Annotated in this window: 16 protein-coding genes; 8 read left to right on the forward strand and 8 right to left on the reverse strand. The window is 36.7% G+C overall.

What is annotated here, in order from left to right; translation table 11 throughout:
• The first annotated feature begins 1 nt into the window (after position 1).
• The 3 genes from BFM98_RS08100 (at position 2) to BFM98_RS08110 (ending at position 5293) form a co-directional block, all read left to right on the forward strand.
• Positions 2-2890, forward strand: a complete 2889-nt coding sequence (locus BFM98_RS08100) for an ATP-binding protein (RefSeq protein ID WP_066037076.1) — start codon at positions 2-4, stop codon at positions 2888-2890.
• Complete coding sequence (gene yhaM, locus BFM98_RS08105; protein WP_048391758.1) at positions 2887-3822, forward strand: 3'-5' exoribonuclease YhaM; 936 nt, start codon at positions 2887-2889, stop codon at positions 3820-3822. Before BFM98_RS08100 ends, yhaM begins: the two co-directional genes overlap by 4 nt.
• Positions 3823-3988: 166 nt before the next feature.
• Entirely contained in the window at positions 3989-5293 is a 1305-nt protein-coding gene (locus tag BFM98_RS08110; protein WP_048391756.1) for a methyl-accepting chemotaxis protein, read from the forward strand.
• A gap of 63 nt (positions 5294-5356) precedes the next feature.
• Here the strand turns inward: BFM98_RS08110 and BFM98_RS08115 are convergent, their stop codons facing one another.
• Positions 5357-6337 carry a peptidylprolyl isomerase gene (locus tag BFM98_RS08115; RefSeq protein ID WP_048391754.1) on the reverse strand — a complete coding sequence of 327 codons (981 nt, stop codon included), beginning with the start codon at positions 6335-6337 and terminating at the stop codon, positions 5357-5359.
• A gap of 143 nt (positions 6338-6480) precedes the next feature.
• Here BFM98_RS08115 and BFM98_RS23350 point away from each other — a divergent pair, with 143 nt between their 5' ends.
• Positions 6481-6585: a YjcZ family sporulation protein gene (locus BFM98_RS23350; RefSeq protein ID WP_004230765.1), complete on the forward strand. Its 105-nt coding sequence runs from the start codon at positions 6481-6483 to the stop codon at positions 6583-6585.
• A gap of 245 nt (positions 6586-6830) precedes the next feature.
• Here BFM98_RS23350 and BFM98_RS24255 read toward each other — a convergent pair whose 3' ends face one another.
• The 6 genes from BFM98_RS24255 to BFM98_RS08140 form a co-directional block, all read right to left on the reverse strand.
• Positions 6831-7016 carry a hypothetical protein gene (locus BFM98_RS24255; protein ID WP_008173337.1) on the reverse strand — a complete coding sequence of 62 codons (186 nt, stop codon included), beginning with the start codon at positions 7014-7016 and terminating at the stop codon, positions 6831-6833.
• A 70-nt stretch (positions 7017-7086) separates the two neighbouring features.
• A complete protein-coding gene (locus tag BFM98_RS08120) occupies positions 7087-7632 on the reverse strand; it encodes a DUF3267 domain-containing protein (protein WP_016992098.1) in 546 nt (181 codons plus the stop codon).
• A gap of 205 nt (positions 7633-7837) precedes the next feature.
• Positions 7838-8398, reverse strand: a complete 561-nt coding sequence (locus BFM98_RS08125) for an HTH-type transcriptional regulator Hpr (RefSeq protein ID WP_004230760.1) — start codon at positions 8396-8398, stop codon at positions 7838-7840.
• Between the two features lie 157 nt (positions 8399-8555).
• The gene (locus BFM98_RS08130) at positions 8556-8951 is read right to left on the reverse strand and encodes a YtxH domain-containing protein (RefSeq protein ID WP_048391751.1); all 396 of its coding nucleotides are present in this window, start codon (positions 8949-8951) and stop codon (positions 8556-8558) included.
• A gap of 134 nt (positions 8952-9085) precedes the next feature.
• Entirely contained in the window at positions 9086-9622 is a 537-nt protein-coding gene (locus BFM98_RS08135) for a tryptophan transporter (RefSeq protein ID WP_048391749.1), read from the reverse strand.
• A gap of 148 nt (positions 9623-9770) precedes the next feature.
• Positions 9771-10184 carry an HIT family protein gene (locus BFM98_RS08140; RefSeq protein ID WP_048391747.1) on the reverse strand — a complete coding sequence of 138 codons (414 nt, stop codon included), beginning with the start codon at positions 10182-10184 and terminating at the stop codon, positions 9771-9773.
• A gap of 104 nt (positions 10185-10288) precedes the next feature.
• Here BFM98_RS08140 and BFM98_RS08145 point away from each other — a divergent pair, with 104 nt between their 5' ends.
• Both BFM98_RS08145 and BFM98_RS08150 read left to right on the forward strand, forming a co-directional pair.
• Positions 10289-11038, forward strand: a complete 750-nt coding sequence (locus BFM98_RS08145; RefSeq protein WP_066037077.1) for an ABC transporter ATP-binding protein — start codon at positions 10289-10291, stop codon at positions 11036-11038.
• The gene (locus BFM98_RS08150) at positions 11022-12203 is read left to right on the forward strand and encodes an ABC transporter permease (RefSeq protein ID WP_066037078.1); all 1182 of its coding nucleotides are present in this window, start codon (positions 11022-11024) and stop codon (positions 12201-12203) included. The genes BFM98_RS08145 and BFM98_RS08150 overlap by 17 nt, the downstream gene beginning before the upstream one ends.
• Positions 12204-12270: 67 nt before the next feature.
• Here BFM98_RS08150 and BFM98_RS08155 read toward each other — a convergent pair whose 3' ends face one another.
• Positions 12271-12789 (reverse strand): antibiotic biosynthesis monooxygenase family protein, encoded by a 519-nt coding sequence (locus tag BFM98_RS08155; protein WP_048391740.1) that lies wholly within the window; start codon positions 12787-12789, stop codon positions 12271-12273.
• A gap of 233 nt (positions 12790-13022) precedes the next feature.
• Between BFM98_RS08155 and hemE the strand changes: the two genes are divergently transcribed.
• Both hemE and hemH read left to right on the forward strand, forming a co-directional pair.
• Positions 13023-14072 carry a uroporphyrinogen decarboxylase gene (hemE, locus tag BFM98_RS08160; RefSeq protein WP_048391738.1) on the forward strand — a complete coding sequence of 350 codons (1050 nt, stop codon included), beginning with the start codon at positions 13023-13025 and terminating at the stop codon, positions 14070-14072.
• Between the two features lie 155 nt (positions 14073-14227).
• A complete protein-coding gene (hemH, locus tag BFM98_RS08165) occupies positions 14228-15148 on the forward strand; it encodes a ferrochelatase (RefSeq protein WP_048391736.1) in 921 nt (306 codons plus the stop codon).
• Positions 15149-15150: the final 2 nt, after the last annotated feature.

Here is a 15150-nt window from a genome sequence, read left to right on the forward strand (position 1 = left end):
CATGCTGACAATACAGAAAATCCAAATTTATGGCTTTGGTAAGCATGAAAATATCTCCATTTCGTTAAATGATGGTGTCACTATTTTTTATGGATTAAATGAAGCAGGAAAAACGACGATACAGCAGTTTATACTACAAATGCTTTTTGGTTTCCCAACAAGGCAGCAGATACAGCGCAAATATGAGCCGAAAATTTCAACGAAATATGGAGGTCAGCTGACACTTTTACACCCTATTTATGGTCAATGTACAGTTGAACGTGTGAAAGGAAAGGCTGCTGGTGATGTTACTGTCTACCTAGAGGATGGAACGACGGGGCAAGATGAGTTGTTAGTAAAGCTTTTATATGGATATTCTAGGGCATCCTTTGAAGCCATTTTTTCTTTTTCGCTGCATGAACTACAAGGTATTGAAAAAATGTCTGAAGAGGAGCTAACCCATTTGCTACTTGCCTCAGGTACAACAGGTATTCAGTATTTATCCGCACTTGAAAAGAAAATGGATAAAGAGGCTAGTGAGCTGTTTAAAAAGACAGGTAAAGTGCCATTGATTAATCAAAAGATTGAACAACTAAAGCAGCTTGAGCGGACAATTAAACAGGAACAGGTGAAGATTCAAACCTTTGAGGATAAATTACAGCAATTACAATTACTTGAGCAAAATTTACAACAGCTATTTGGTACGCAAAAACGGCAACAGCAACAATGGCAGCAATTAACTATTCAAAAGCAAGCACTCCCTCTCCTCAAGCAGCAACAGACATTGCAACAGACAATGACCAATTTTCAACATGTTCAGTTTCCATCAGAGGGTATCAGACGGTATGAGCAGGTAAAGGATCGTTTGTTACATGAAAGTCAGCAACTGATGCAATTAAAGGAGCAGCATCAAATATTGCAGGAGAAAATACTTGCAACAGTGGATGAGCAAAAGGTCAATGAAATGGCTTACCTTATGCAAAAAGAGGCAACGTGGCATCAGCTAATGGTGAAAGAGCAAAATTTACAGGATGATCTATTTTTGCTCGAACAAGAAATTGAAGCACAGTTTCGTTTACTAGGTGTAACAGAGAAAGAAGCACAAGAAAATCTTTTGAACGAAACAGTTTCACTCCAACAGGAGCAACAATTTCAGCTTCAATTAAGTAAATTAGAGGAGGCGGAGGAAGAGCTAAAATTTCATCTACGTTCACTAGAGCAAGTACACCTAGAATTAGATGCAATAGCCAAACAGAAGCAACAGCTAATGCGTGAGTCATTAACAAGTGAGGAAGAACATATTTTAGCACAATGGCCTCAACAGAAGCGGAGGCTTGAGCAACTACGTTCTGCCAAATCGCAACGCAGTAAGCAGAAGCAGCCTCATGACTTTATCTGGCTTGTACTACTGATTTGCTTCATATCGTTTGCTTATGGTGTATTTGAAAAAAACATAGTTGTAATTCTAATTGGAGCAGTTTTATCATTGCTAACTTTTTTGTTTATTCGATATGTTAAGCAAGCAAATGAACCTACTAATAAAGAGCATAGCATCCTCCTACGGGAGTTAGAGCAAGAGGAATTGACAGTACAAGCAGTTCTTGCAAAGAAGCAAAGATATGAAGATCGCTGGTTGCACATCAATGAACAGCAGAAAGAGAAGGAGCAGCAATATACTTCTCTTGAATATAAAATTCAACTAACGGAGGTAGAGAGTGAAGAGGCCACTCAAACGCTCCAACATTTTTTAAAGCGTTATCGCTTACAAGGAACGATAGCCAGATCGCTAATGCCCGAATTATTTATGCGTATTCGTGGTGTACAAGAATTAGCAGCTAAAAGAAACAGTACCTCAAGTCTGTTGCAAGAAACGCAGGTAGAAAAGAACAACATTTATGAGCAGCTTCAACGGGTTTTAGAGGGAGCCTATAATGAACATGAAATTTATATGCATTTACGAACAGCCTACCTTGAAGCACAACAGCAACAGCAGCAAGCACTGCATGCAAAAGATCAGCTAGCCAGCGTTCAAATAAAAATAGAAGGTGGACAATCAAGAATGGATCGTTATACTGCTGAAATGTACGAGCTATTCAAAGAAGCAAAGATCCAAAATGAACAGGCTTATTATGAAATGCATGAGCAATTTGAACAGAGAAGAAAAATTGAGACAGAATTGCAAACCGTCCAGGCTCAATTATCTTCACTCGATCTTCAACAGAAGGAAAATCTGATTGAGGACTCTGTTAGCGAACGCATATGTGCTTTAGAACAAGAGCAGCAATCATTGCAACTAGAAATTGATCAATGTCTGGAACAACGTGCTGCTTTGCTAATGGAAAAAGAACAGCTATTAAATGATGAAAAATATGGTCAATTACTTCAACAGTTTGAGCAGGAGAAAACGGAATTGCAGCAGTTAATTGAGCAGTGGGCAACTAAAAAAGCTGTGGCGACAGCTATTCATGAAACCCTATTCCGTCTTCGTGAAGAAAAATTACCTCATGTCCTTGAAGAGGTAAATGCTATATTCCGTTTACTAACAGGAGGAAACTATGACAAACTTTCGATTCATGAGGATGGTTATTTTGTAGCGCAGGATGCTGCAGGGATACGTTATCAAATGGTGGAGTTGTCCCAGGCTACCAAAGAGCAAGCTTATATTGCATTGCGAATGGCTCTAGCAAAAACCCTAGTGAGCGCTGCACCATTTCCAATGATTATGGACGATCCTTTTGTCCATTTTGATCGAAACCGCACAGACAAAATGGTACAATTAATGAAAGAAGTAGGATATGAACGTCAAATTTTATATTTTACTTGTCATGACACAATGCTCAACTATTGGCAAAAAAACCAGATTGTCGATATAGGAGCATTAGCAAATGAAAGGGGAGTGGCGTCAACATGAAAGGGATTACGACGCTCCAAGTTGGAGAAGTAGTTGATCAATTTTTATTAATAAAACAAGCGACAAAAGGGGTTACAACCGTTGGGAAGCCATTTATGTCGCTAATATTACAAGATAAGAGTGGGGATATAGAGGCAAAGCTATGGGATACGAATGAGGATCATGAAAAGATGTACCATGCGGAAGCCATTGTACGTGTTGGCGGAGAGATTCATGACTATAGAGGAAAGAATCAATTGCGTATTAAATCTATCCGTGTTGCTAAGCCAGAGGAAGGAATTGCTATTCACGATTTAGTGCCATCCTCTGCAACACCAAAAGAACAACTATATGAAGAATTAACGCAATTTTTCTTTGACATTAAAAACCCTAATATCTCACGGATTACAAGAGCAGCAATTAAAAAACATCAAGAGGCTATTTTAGTTTTTCCAGCAGCGACTAAAAATCATCATGACTATGCATCAGGTTTATTAGATCATATGGTCTCCATGCTCAAACTAGGTAAAGCCATTGCTGACCTATATCCAACATTAAATCGTGACTTATTATATGCTGGAATTATTTTACATGATGTAGGCAAGGTTGTAGAGTTATCAGGCCCAGTTGCCACAATGTATACAGTGGAGGGCAATTTATTAGGTCATATTACGATTATGGTAAATGAAATTGCTAAGATTGCTAGTGAGCTTGAAATTGAAGGTGAAGAAGTCATGCTGTTGCAGCATATGGTATTGTCACACCATGGGAAAGAAGAGTGGGGTAGCCCGAAAAAACCTATGATTCAGGAAGCAGAAATTTTGCATTATATCGATAACATTGATGCAAAGATGAATATGTTAACAAGGGCATTAGGTAAAACGACACCGGGCGAATTTACAGAGAGACTCTTCCCACTTGATAATCGTTCATTCTATAAGCCTACTATTTAAAAAAGCAATATCAATCGTCCCATAAACTAACGTTGCTGTCTAGCTATTCGTTATTAATTTCTCTGAGTCTAAGTATTCATATATTTAATTGTAGTGCCTAACTATTGTACCAATGTGAATATTTAATTTAGAATAGAGAGAGAAATTATAGGAATGGGGAAAAGTAATGGATACAGAGGGACTTTTTTCACGGAAAATTAAGTTTTGGAAAAGTTTAATTTTCAAAATGATACTAGCTATCGGCATAAGTTTATTTATTAGCTCCCATATTTCAGAATTTGTTAGTCGTCAATTCGAGAAGGTAGTGCATTTGAATGGAAGTGCTGGGGTTGCCATTAATACATTTATTTCGTTATTTATTGGCACAGTAATTATTTCGTTATGTACAAGGTATATTGTCTTAAGGCGTGTAAAGCGTGTGTTAAATGCTATGACCCAGGCTGCTGATGGCGATTTAACTGTTCGTATTGATGATCGATTAAAAGATGAAATTGGTCAATTATCGACTGAATTTAATCATATGCTAGAACAAATTGGGACGGTCATTGAAAAGACGAATAAAGCATCGACAGATGTATCAACCTTTACAAAGGAATTTACAACGATTACCGAACAAAGCAGTCAAACAGTTGAAACTATTTCGGGTGCCATTGGGGAAATTGCCTCCAGTGCAGAAGGACAATTAAGGCAAATGGATTTATTATCTGAATCAGCACATTTAATTACTAAAGATATGGATCATGCATCTTCTGCTATACAGGAAGTTGCCTCAATAGCAAATGAAACGAACCAAAAGGCTGATTTAGGATTACAGTTAATTGAGCAAACGATTGCAAAAATGAATACCATTAATGAATCTGTTCATCAGTCAACTGCAGTTGTAAATGCTTTAGGCGAAAAATCGAAGGAAATCAGTACGATTGTAGCGTTGATTACAAGTATTACAGATCAAACAAACTTGCTTGCATTGAATGCATCTATTGAAGCAGCTCGTGCAGGAGAGGCTGGAAAAGGCTTTGCAGTAGTGGCAGATGAAGTAAGAAAGTTAGCAGAGGAATCTGGAAAGGCTGCAGATAATATTCGAACATTGGTGGATGATATCTTAAACCAAACCTCCAGTGCTGTTTATGCTATTAATAGCGGTACACAGTTTGTGGAGGAAGGCCGTGAGTCTGTTGAACAGACAGGCGATACCTTTAAAAATATAGTCGTATATTTGCAACAGATAAGTCATCGTACAACGGAGGTAAAGGATATTGTCTTGCGTGTCAATGAGAAAGCTAGTCAAACAGATGAGGCTGTAAAAGAAGTCGTTGGCATAGCAAATGGCACATCTTCGGGCATACAGCATATTGCTTTATCTATCGAGCAACAAAGTGCTTCTAATGAGGAAATAGCAAGTGCTGCAAATGTTCTTCAGACAATGTCAAATGACCTACAAACTGAAATTAGCCAATTTAAAGTAAAATAGAGTAAAAAAGAGAAGCATCTGATGTATCAGGGTGCTTCTCTTTTGTTATATACTAGACTCTAATTATTTAGATTCCTTGTCAGTATCTTCTGCTTTATCTTCGGAATCCTCTTTTGGCGCATTTTCTTCAGCTTTTTTAGCTGCTTCTTCAGCTGCTTTTGCTTGTTCTTCACTTGTTGTTGTAAAGAATTTAAGCGGTTCTTTTAAATCTTTATCAGATGTTTTCACATCGGCATCTTTAGCCATTTTTGCAACGATATCTTTAAGAATCGTTTGAGCTTCACCAGTTTGGTTCAGTTTACTTAACATAGTTGAACGAATGTTTTCTTCTTCGTCTTTAAATGAACCAACACCTTTTACATCACGCTTGTCCGTAATTTCAATTACATGGTAACCAAAGCTAGATTTTACTGGTTCACTTAATGTATTTAATTCAAGAGCATAAGCGGCATCGTTAAATTCATCTACCATTGAACCTACAGAGAACCATCCAAGCTCTCCACCTTTTTGAGCAGAGCCAGTATCTGTTGAGTACTCTTTTGCAACGTCCTCAAACTTAGCGCCACCCTTAATTTTTTCAATTACTTCTTTTGCTGTTTTTTCATCTGCTACTAAAATATGACGACCATTTAATTCTGTTTTCATTTGCTCGTAGTATTTTTTCACATCTTCTTCTTTAATTGCTTGATCTTTTAAAGCTTTTTCTTGAAGAAGTTGAACACGTAAAGAATCTTTAAAGCCCTGTTCTGTTAAACCACTTTCAGCAAGCGCTTGTGTAAAGCCATCACCAAATTGTGATGCAGTTGTGTCATACGCTTCTTTGATTTCTTTATCTGTTACTTCATATTTGTCAGCTAAAACTTTTTCAGTCACCATTTGCTGCATTACATATGAGCCTGTTAAAGCTTTTGCCTTTTCATTAAAATCAGCTACTGAAATATCGCCCACTTTAGAAGTAACGATTGCTTTGCTGTCTCCGCCGCTACAAGCACCAAGCGCTAATACAGATGCAGCTAAAGTTAAAGATAAAACTGTCTTTTTCATAGTGGATATTCTCTCCTAACATGGTTTCGTCCATTTTTTACTATAACATAAACGTTTTAAAAACAAAATGGTTCCCCCTTGAGTATTGCCTATATTTCAAATTTTGAAGCGCATAGGATATAGAAAAGAAAGGGGGTGAAGTTATGGGCAACGGAGGATACGGTGGCGGTGGCTACGGCTCAGGCTTTGCTTTATTAGTTGTGTTATTTATTTTATTAATTATCGTTGGTGCAGCGTTCCTATACTAATTAATAAAACAGCGAAAAGCTAAGAGCTTTAACTCTTAGCTTTTCTTAACAATGTTAGACATTCGCGCCGCATGCCTTAGGTTCTAAACAATTTATTTGGTTAGAAAAAGTTGTTGCATGGGGGGCTCGACTTATCTTCAAGCGTGCGGACGGGCGCGGATGGTGCACATGTTTTGAAAGGGGCTTTTCAAAAAAGCCCGAAAAAATTTAGATTCCATTACGCCTCGGCGTAATGGAATTTTCTGTTAAACTGCATATAAAATTTCAATGTAGAATGAGACAAGTAGGATAGTAATAAGTATATTTATAGTTCGGAATATTTTTGGTTGGTTTTCTTCGGGAATTTCACGTCGCATGCATAGAGCATATGTCATGCGGTTAATTTGAAATAAATAGAATACCGAGAATAGAACTACAATCATTAATAGCAAGTCTATTCCTCCCCTCTTTCAATAGTAATAGCATAACAAAGAACGTCAATAAAAAACAAGTACAAGCAATTTAGTGAACGGTCGGTGGAACTAAAATTTCATAGCCTTTAGGTGTTTCCTCTATTTGTGAATTTTTAGGTGAATTCAAGAGATACTTTACGTAAAGGATATCAATCAGGCATAGACTACAGTGATAGGCTAACAGCAATGTCCCATAATGGGTATAGGCTGGTAAAAGCCATGTTCCAACTATAATACTAGTATTTAGAACGATAAAAGGCGTAAGTAATGCTAAGATGTATCGATTTTTAGATAATGGCTCTCGAATTCGCATGTGTAAAACAGGAATTATATAAAACTGACTACGTACACGTAATTTTAAATGTTGGCGTAAATCAAATAGGGCCACAAAGTGCAAAAATTTGTGAATGGGATAAAGTGTTAGCACAGCTATCACAAAGAGCCAGAATAGTCGATCTGTATAATGCTCTTCATTAAATAAATTAAACGTTACATACGAAACAGAAAAGACCAATAAAAAAGTAATGACACCCATTATAATAATACGCGTAGTACCGTAATGATGTTCTAAATTTAAAATTTTCCAGCAATGCATGGTTTTTTATCAACTCCGAATAGGAAGTGTCCTATTTAATGTAAATTGAATTATGTTAGAATGCAAGAAAAAGGAGGTACTTCAGAAATATTTCTGAAATACCTCCTTTCACATGACTCATTCCTGAATGAACAGTAGTATAACTCATTTTTGTTCAACTTATAAATAATTGCAGGAAAAATTATGTGCAGTTTGAAGCTTCGTCTTATCCTTTTACAGGTGTGCGTTCTTCTAGTGTGTCAAAGGAATCACGGAAATGTTGGAAAGAGCGTTCGAAAATATCGATGAAATCTTCACCATAGATATTACGAATAACAGCCATTACATCTAAAAAATCAGGGAAACGGCCATATAAATCTTTTAATGCTAATGATCCTTCCAGTACGGAATGATACGTATTATGGTAGTTTTTATTCATCTCTATAATGAGCTCTGTGCCAGCTTCTGTAAGTTCAACATACGTATTACGTTTATCGTCATCACGCTTGGAAAACTTAAGAAAGCCACGCTCTTCTAATTTTTTGGAGAAATTAAATGCTGTAGAAACATGCATCACGCCAAATTTCGCAACATCAGAAATGGAAGCGCCTTTTAAATGGTATGAAATCCATAAAATATGGTGTTCATTAATATTTAAATCATAAGGTTTAATCCATTGTTGCCAATCCTTTTCAACCGCTTTCCACAGCGCTTTTGATAACTGTGCGATTCTTTGACTATAAAGCATCGCTTCTTTTTGTGTATATAATTCCTCTGACAAAGCCATCACCTACTGCTTTCTTTCACATTTTTAAAAATATTATAGCAGTAAAGGAAAAAAGTTTAAAGTTAGAAAAATTAAAAAATTGAAAAGTGGCTAAAAAATAATATTATAGCAATAGTTTTTGATAAAAATACAGATTATCTAACTATCGACAAGGACTTTAGTCGCTAACTTTTTCTTGAGGTTTTTTCTTATTTTCTGTAATTTGTGCAATGTTTTTCTCGATTTCGCTTATCGAATTCTGTAAAGCATCTAATTCTTGTTGTAAATTATTTTTCGTTGGTTCGATTTCTTCAGTAAAAGTCGTAATTGTTTGCTTTAAATCATTTATTATTTGTGGGATATTATTTTTTACTTCATTTGTTAATGTATTAACAGATTGTTTAACAGTTCCTACTTGTTGTTTTACATCAAGGAGCATACCCTTTGTTTGGTCAACATTTTGTTTAACAGAAGCACGTAGCTGTTGCCCAGATTGTGGCGTGGAGAAAAGTACAGCGATTGTCCCACCGATAATTCCTGTCGTTAGTCCAAGTAAAAATGGTTTTGCTTTCATATTAGATACCTCATTTCTAGTCATGTTTATTTACTATTAAACCATGAAATGCACCAATACAAAAAGAAAAAAGAAACTAAACGAGTGATTTGACCGTCACAGTTTAGTTTCTTTTGATTATTTAAAGTGTTTATTTATGAAATTTGAGAAATAGCTGTATTGAATTTAGAGCGCTTCACTAATTTTGAAACAATTGGATAAATAATGGCAAACGCAACAACGTTAAATACGACAGCTGGAAGGACAACGCCAATAAATAGCATCGCAAACGTCGCGCCAACATTTGCATTAAACACAAAAAGCGCTACTGCTAAGAAGACAGTTCCTGAAAGAATTGTTCCCAAGCCAACTAAGACAGCAGATACGGCGAAATGACCTGCCAGTTTTTTGAGAATGATTAAAGCAGCTAAAAATACAAAACCAGTAACAGCTTTATCAATAATATTTGGAACTAGACCTGCTGGGAATGTTGTAAATAAACCTGAAAGCACCCCTGTTGAAAGAGAAAGTAGGAACGTTTCTTTCACTGTTGGGAATAATAGAATACCAATAAACATCATGGTTAACATAAAATCAGGCTTCATTCCATTCACCATTCCTGGTGTAACCACATAAAGTGCAGCACCGACACCTACTAACAGTGCCATTAATACTAAATTCTTTGTATTCATTTGAATCTCTCCTCGACTATGCTAATCTATTTGTCTCCTAACGTGTCCTCTTGACCGCTAGCGAAACTTATTTGTGATTGTACGCTAAATTTTAAAAATTTGCAATACAGCATTCTGAACATTCAGATGTTAATATATTACAAATGGCTTATAGATTGGCTTTAATACTTTCTGCTACTTCTGACAACTGCTCTGGTGAGTACTTTTGTGTTTGCCAAATTAAGCCTAGCCCTTCTTTTTCATCGTAACGCGGAATAAAATGTAAGTGGTAGTGGAAAACAGTTTGTCCAGCTGCAGCACCGTTGTTATTAATGGTATTCAAACCAATCGGCTGAAATGCTGCTTTAATTGCATTTGCAATTTTTGGTGCCACAGCATATAGATTACGAGCCACTTCCTCTGGCATTTCAAATAAATCTTTGCAGTGATGCTTTGGAATTAATAGTGTATGGCCTTTTGCAACAGGTGAAATGTCTGTGAATGCATAGACATGATCGTCTTCATAAATTTTTGTACTTGGAATGGAACCATCAATAATTTTGCAAAATAGGCAATCGCTCATAAGAATTTCCCCCTTAACGTATATGTAAGTACATTCTATCATACTCAAACCTGTATCATTTGCTAATTTTTGATAAAATATAATACAAGAAGAGGAGTGAGAATATGTCAGTATTAGAGGTACAGCATGTGACAGGTGGTTATACAAGAAAACCTGTTATTAAAGATCTATCTTTTACGATTGGAGAAGGTGAACTAGTTGGCTTAATCGGCTTAAATGGAGCTGGGAAAAGTACAACGATTAAACATATTATAGGAACAATGTTGCCAAAGGAAGGGGACATTCGTCTAAATGGTGTAACATTAAAGGAAGATACGGACAAGTATCGTACAGCCTTTTCCTATATTCCTGAAACCCCTGTATTATACGATGAGCTAACATTAAGAGAGCATTTAGAATTAACTGCAATGGCTTACGGTATTGACAAAGCAACACTCGATGCTCGTTCTGAGGTACTGTTAAAAGAATTTCGAATGGAGAAAAGATTAAATTGGTTCCCTTCACATTTTTCAAAGGGAATGCGTCAAAAAGTTATGATTATGTGTGCCTTTTTAGTGAATCCAAGTCTATATATTATTGATGAACCTTTTGTGGGATTGGATCCATTAGGTATTCAATCGTTATTAGATCAAATGGATGAAAAGAAAAAAGAAGGCGCTTCTATATTAATGTCTACACATATTCTATCAACAGCTGAAAAGCATTGTGATCGCATTATCTTATTGCATGAAGGAAGAGTTCGAGCACAAGGAACAATGGCTGATTTACGTCAATCATTTGCTATGCCGTATGCGACATTAGATGACCTCTATATTGCTATGACAAAGGAGCGGGACCATGAAGAACTTGCGTGATGTATGGTCCTCTCGCTTCATGCATTATATAGGAGAAGTACAAAAATATATGCAATTTATTTTTACAGGGCATATTGCTATCGTACTTGTATTTCTAATAGGAGCAGGGGGCTATCAATATAGCGAATGGCTGAAAGTTGTTCAAACAGACTTTCCAGCAGAAGTCCTGATAGCTGTTATCATCGGGATTTTATTGGCCTTTAGCCGTCCGACTACATTGTTGAGAGAGCCAGATCAAGTATACTTATTACCTTTAGAATCAAAGATGTCTTTGTACTTCAGCAAGGCGTTGGCTTGGACGTTTTGGTCTCAGGTGTGGATTGTAGCGATTGTCTATATTGTTAGTATCCCTTTATTAAAAGCCGTGACTGAATTAACAACGGTCGAAATATGGACAATATTTTTACTTACTATTGTGTTGAAATATCTAAGTGTTCGAGGAGAATTCAGCTATCGTTATAGTGAACGAGGGCAGATGGTTTGGGTGGATAGGTTTATCCGAGCTGTCATTTTTGCAGCTACTATTTATATGGGGCTCCATGCACAGTTGTTATTAGCAGTAATCGCGACAGTTATTAGTGTTGTTTATATGATGGTCTTTAGTAAAAAATCAGTTGGTGAACCAGTGCCGTATGAGCATTTTGTCAAGCTTGAACAGAATCGTATGATGAGCTTCTATCGTTTTGCAAATTATTTTACAGACGTACCTCATTTACACGGTAGCATTCGCCGTCGAAGCTGGATGGACTGGCTCTATAAATTTGTACCATACGGTAAGGAAAATGCTCAAAAGTACTTGGTATTTCGTACCTTTATTCGAACAGATGACCATTTCTATTTATGGGTACGCCTTACTGCTATTTCAGCAATCATTGCAGCATTTGTAGATATTCCTGTCGTTACATGGATTGTAGCAGGTGCACTCAGCTTTGCGACAACTATTCAGTTAAAACAAGCTCTGTTATCCAGTGGCGAATTTCGAATGGACATGCTCTATCCGTTACCAGATCATGCTCGTCAACTAGCTGTGAAGCAAATTGTGCGTTTAGCCATGATTACACAAGCTATTGTTGTGGGCTTATGTGCTATGACACAACCAATGTTTTATATTGCCTTTATCATTGTTTTGGTGATTAGTGAATTAACGTCGAAGGTTTCAAAGTAGAATAGAATACTAAAAAGCTCATTTACCAATGATATTGTTGGATAAATGAGCTTTTAATTATTTAAACTTATTGTGAATCTTCTTCTTTCGGTATAGCACTATAGGTTGTTACATAAGAAGCTGCTGAGAAGATGTTTTGCTGGCGTATCCCAGTTGAATCATCTCTTCTAGCATGGGCAGTTTCATAGGCTTTAGAGCTCTTCCATGCGTCAAATGAATGAGGTCCATGCCATTGAGTCATGACAATGTAAGTATCACTCTTGATAGGCCTTAATAAACGGAAGGCAACAAAGCCAGGCTCGTTTTCAATAGCGCGTGAACGTTCTAAAAAGCGATGCTCGAAAACTGGTCTTCCTTCATCTGTTACAGGAATATTGTTGAAAACAAAGAAACCGTGTTCCTCTAAATCATTTACTGAATCTAGCACTTCAAATTTACGAGGTGTCGCAAATACTGTTTTTCCTTCTGTTTCATGTATCAGTACAGAGTTACCTTCCCCATGAATTAAAATCATATGTTCATTAGGATACTTATTTTTTACCTGTTCCAAAAAATCGCCAGTACCAGAAGTTAAATAAATATACATGAATTTATCCTCCTTATGAATCTTACTAATATAGCGTGATTATACCCTTTCTGGCGTAAGTCTAACGCTCCGCTCAAAAAGAATATGCCGAGAAAGAACAATTTTATGACATTTCACTAGGAAAACTATACAATAACAGAGGAAGCGTTTACTATTGGAAACGGATATCAATAATAAAGGAATAAACATGCGATTTTTTATAGTAAGAATTTAACGAGGGGAAGGAACTATTCATGACAACTTTTAATGATACACTTCTACGTGCTGCACGTGGAGAAAGGACCGCACATACACCAGTTTGGTATATGCGTCAGGCAGGACGTTCTCAGCCAGAATACCGTGCCATTAAAGAAAAGTATTCCTTAGAGGAAATTACACATCAACCTGAGCTATGTGCGTATGTCACTCGTCTACCTGTAGAAAATTACAATGTAGATGCTGCTATTTTATATAAAGATATTGTCACACCTCTCCCTGGAATTGGGATAGATGTGAAAATCAAGGCAGGTGTTGGTCCTGTTATTTCAAATCCTATTCGTTCAGTAGCGGATGTAGAAAAATTAGGTGAATTCAATGCTAAAGAGCATACACCATTTGTATTAGAAACAATCAAGTTACTTGCAGAAGAGCAATTAAATGTACCTCTAATCGGTTTTGCTGGAGCCCCATTCACACTTGCAAGCTACATGATTGAAGGTGGTCCTTCAAGAAACTATAATAAAACAAAATCATTTATGGTATCTGAACCTCAAGCTTGGTTTGCTTTAATGGATAAACTCGCTGACATGATTATTGCAGATGTAACGGCTCAAATTAAAGCTGGTGCAAAAGCTATCCAAGTGTTCGACTCATGGGTTGGAGCCTTAAATGTAGAGGATTACCGTGTATTTATTAAACCGATTATGACTCGTATTTTTGCAGAGTTGCAAAAAGAAAATGTACCATTAATTCAATTTGGAGTGGGTGCTAGCCATTTAGCAAAGGAATGGAATGATTTACCGATAGATGTTGTGGGCTTAGATTGGCGTTTACCGATTAAAGATGCACGTGCCAATGGTATTACCAAGCCTGTACAAGGAAACTTAGATCCATCCCTATTACTTGCAGATTGGTCAGTTATTGAAAAACGAACGAAAGATATTATTGATCAAGGTCTAGAAATGCCAGGTCATATCTTTAATCTTGGTCATGGTGTTTTCCCAGAGGTTGACCCAGATGTCTTAAAACGTCTTACAACACTTATTCATGAATATAGTGCTCAACAAATTCAAGCTCGTTCTTAATGGAAGTCAATCAAGCGTGAATAATATGTCCTTTTCTACATAGGGAATTTTAATTTCAATGTAGAAAAGGAGCTGTCCAACAATCAAGATTGGGCAGCTTCTTTTTATCACATAATATATGAAAAACATAAAACAATTTTAGAGGTGAAAAGGTAATGAAAGAAGTTAAAGGCTTACTAGTAATGGCATATGGAACACCTTATAAAGAAGAAGATATTGAACCTTACTATACGCATATTCGTCATGGACGTAAACCTTCTGCAGAGCATTTAGAAGATTTGCGTAGCCGGTATGAAGCAATCGGTGGTTTATCCCCATTAGCTGCGGCAACACAAGCACAAGCTGAAGCATTATGTACACGTTTGAACGAAGTACAGGATGCTGTAGAATATAAATTGTTTATTGGTTTAAAACATATTCATCCATTTATAGAAGATGCAGTAGAGCAAATGGTGGAGGAGGGCATAAAAGAAGCGGTTTCTATTGTTTTAGCTCCTCATTTCTCTACTTTCTCAATTAAGTCTTATAATGGTCGTGCTGAAGAGGCCGCAGGAGGTCGCTTAAAGATAACTTCTGTGGAATCTTGGTATGACGAGCCCAAATTCATAGAATACTGGAAACAACAAGTGAATGAGACATTCAATGCAATGTCAGAAGAAGAACGTGAGACAGCTTGTCTAATTGTATCAGCACATTCATTGCCTGAAAAAATTAAAAACTTAGGTGATCCATATGAAGATCAACTAATTGAAACAGCTCGTCTTATTCAAGCTGCGACTGGTTTAAAAAATGTAGAGGTTGGCTGGCAATCAGCAGGCCAAACACCAGAGCCTTGGATTGGTCCAGATGTTCAAGACTTAACACGTGAGCTATTCGAAGAAAAAGGTTTCCGTTCATTTGTTTATACACCAGTAGGTTTCGTAACAGAGCATTTAGAAGTGTTGTATGACAACGATTTTGAATGTAAAGTTGTTTGTGATGAACTTGGTGCAAAATACTATCGTCCAGCGATGCCAAATACACATCCTTTATTTATTGATGCGATGGTAGAGGCGATTCATAAAAAATTAAGCTAAGC

The organism is Lysinibacillus sp. AR18-8 (assembly GCF_001705465.1).
Lineage (GTDB): Bacteria > Bacillota > Bacilli > Bacillales_A > Planococcaceae > Lysinibacillus > Lysinibacillus capsici.

Excerpts from the sequence above, each read along its gene's own strand:
- BFM98_RS08100 (WP_066037076.1), top strand. The coding sequence starts at position 2 with ATGCTGACAATACAGAAAATCCAAATTTATGGCTTTGGTAAGCATGAA.
- yhaM (WP_048391758.1), top strand. The coding sequence starts at position 2,887 with ATGAAAGGGATTACGACGCTCCAAGTTGGAGAAGTAGTTGATCAATTT.
- BFM98_RS08110 (WP_048391756.1), top strand. The coding sequence starts at position 3,989 with ATGGATACAGAGGGACTTTTTTCACGGAAAATTAAGTTTTGGAAAAGT.
- BFM98_RS08115 (WP_048391754.1), bottom strand. The coding sequence starts at position 6,337 with ATGAAAAAGACAGTTTTATCTTTAACTTTAGCTGCATCTGTATTAGCG.
- BFM98_RS23350 (WP_004230765.1), top strand. The coding sequence starts at position 6,481 with ATGGGCAACGGAGGATACGGTGGCGGTGGCTACGGCTCAGGCTTTGCT.
- BFM98_RS08120 (WP_016992098.1), bottom strand. The coding sequence starts at position 7,632 with ATGCATTGCTGGAAAATTTTAAATTTAGAACATCATTACGGTACTACG.
- BFM98_RS08125 (WP_004230760.1), bottom strand. The coding sequence starts at position 8,398 with ATGGCTTTGTCAGAGGAATTATATACACAAAAAGAAGCGATGCTTTAT.
- BFM98_RS08130 (WP_048391751.1), bottom strand. The coding sequence starts at position 8,951 with ATGAAAGCAAAACCATTTTTACTTGGACTAACGACAGGAATTATCGGT.
- BFM98_RS08135 (WP_048391749.1), bottom strand. The coding sequence starts at position 9,622 with ATGAATACAAAGAATTTAGTATTAATGGCACTGTTAGTAGGTGTCGGT.
- BFM98_RS08140 (WP_048391747.1), bottom strand. The coding sequence starts at position 10,184 with ATGAGCGATTGCCTATTTTGCAAAATTATTGATGGTTCCATTCCAAGT.
- BFM98_RS08145 (WP_066037077.1), top strand. The coding sequence starts at position 10,289 with ATGTCAGTATTAGAGGTACAGCATGTGACAGGTGGTTATACAAGAAAA.
- BFM98_RS08150 (WP_066037078.1), top strand. The coding sequence starts at position 11,022 with ATGAAGAACTTGCGTGATGTATGGTCCTCTCGCTTCATGCATTATATA.
- BFM98_RS08155 (WP_048391740.1), bottom strand. The coding sequence starts at position 12,789 with ATGTATATTTATTTAACTTCTGGTACTGGCGATTTTTTGGAACAGGTA.
- hemE (WP_048391738.1), top strand. The coding sequence starts at position 13,023 with ATGACAACTTTTAATGATACACTTCTACGTGCTGCACGTGGAGAAAGG.
- hemH (WP_048391736.1), top strand. The coding sequence starts at position 14,228 with ATGAAAGAAGTTAAAGGCTTACTAGTAATGGCATATGGAACACCTTAT.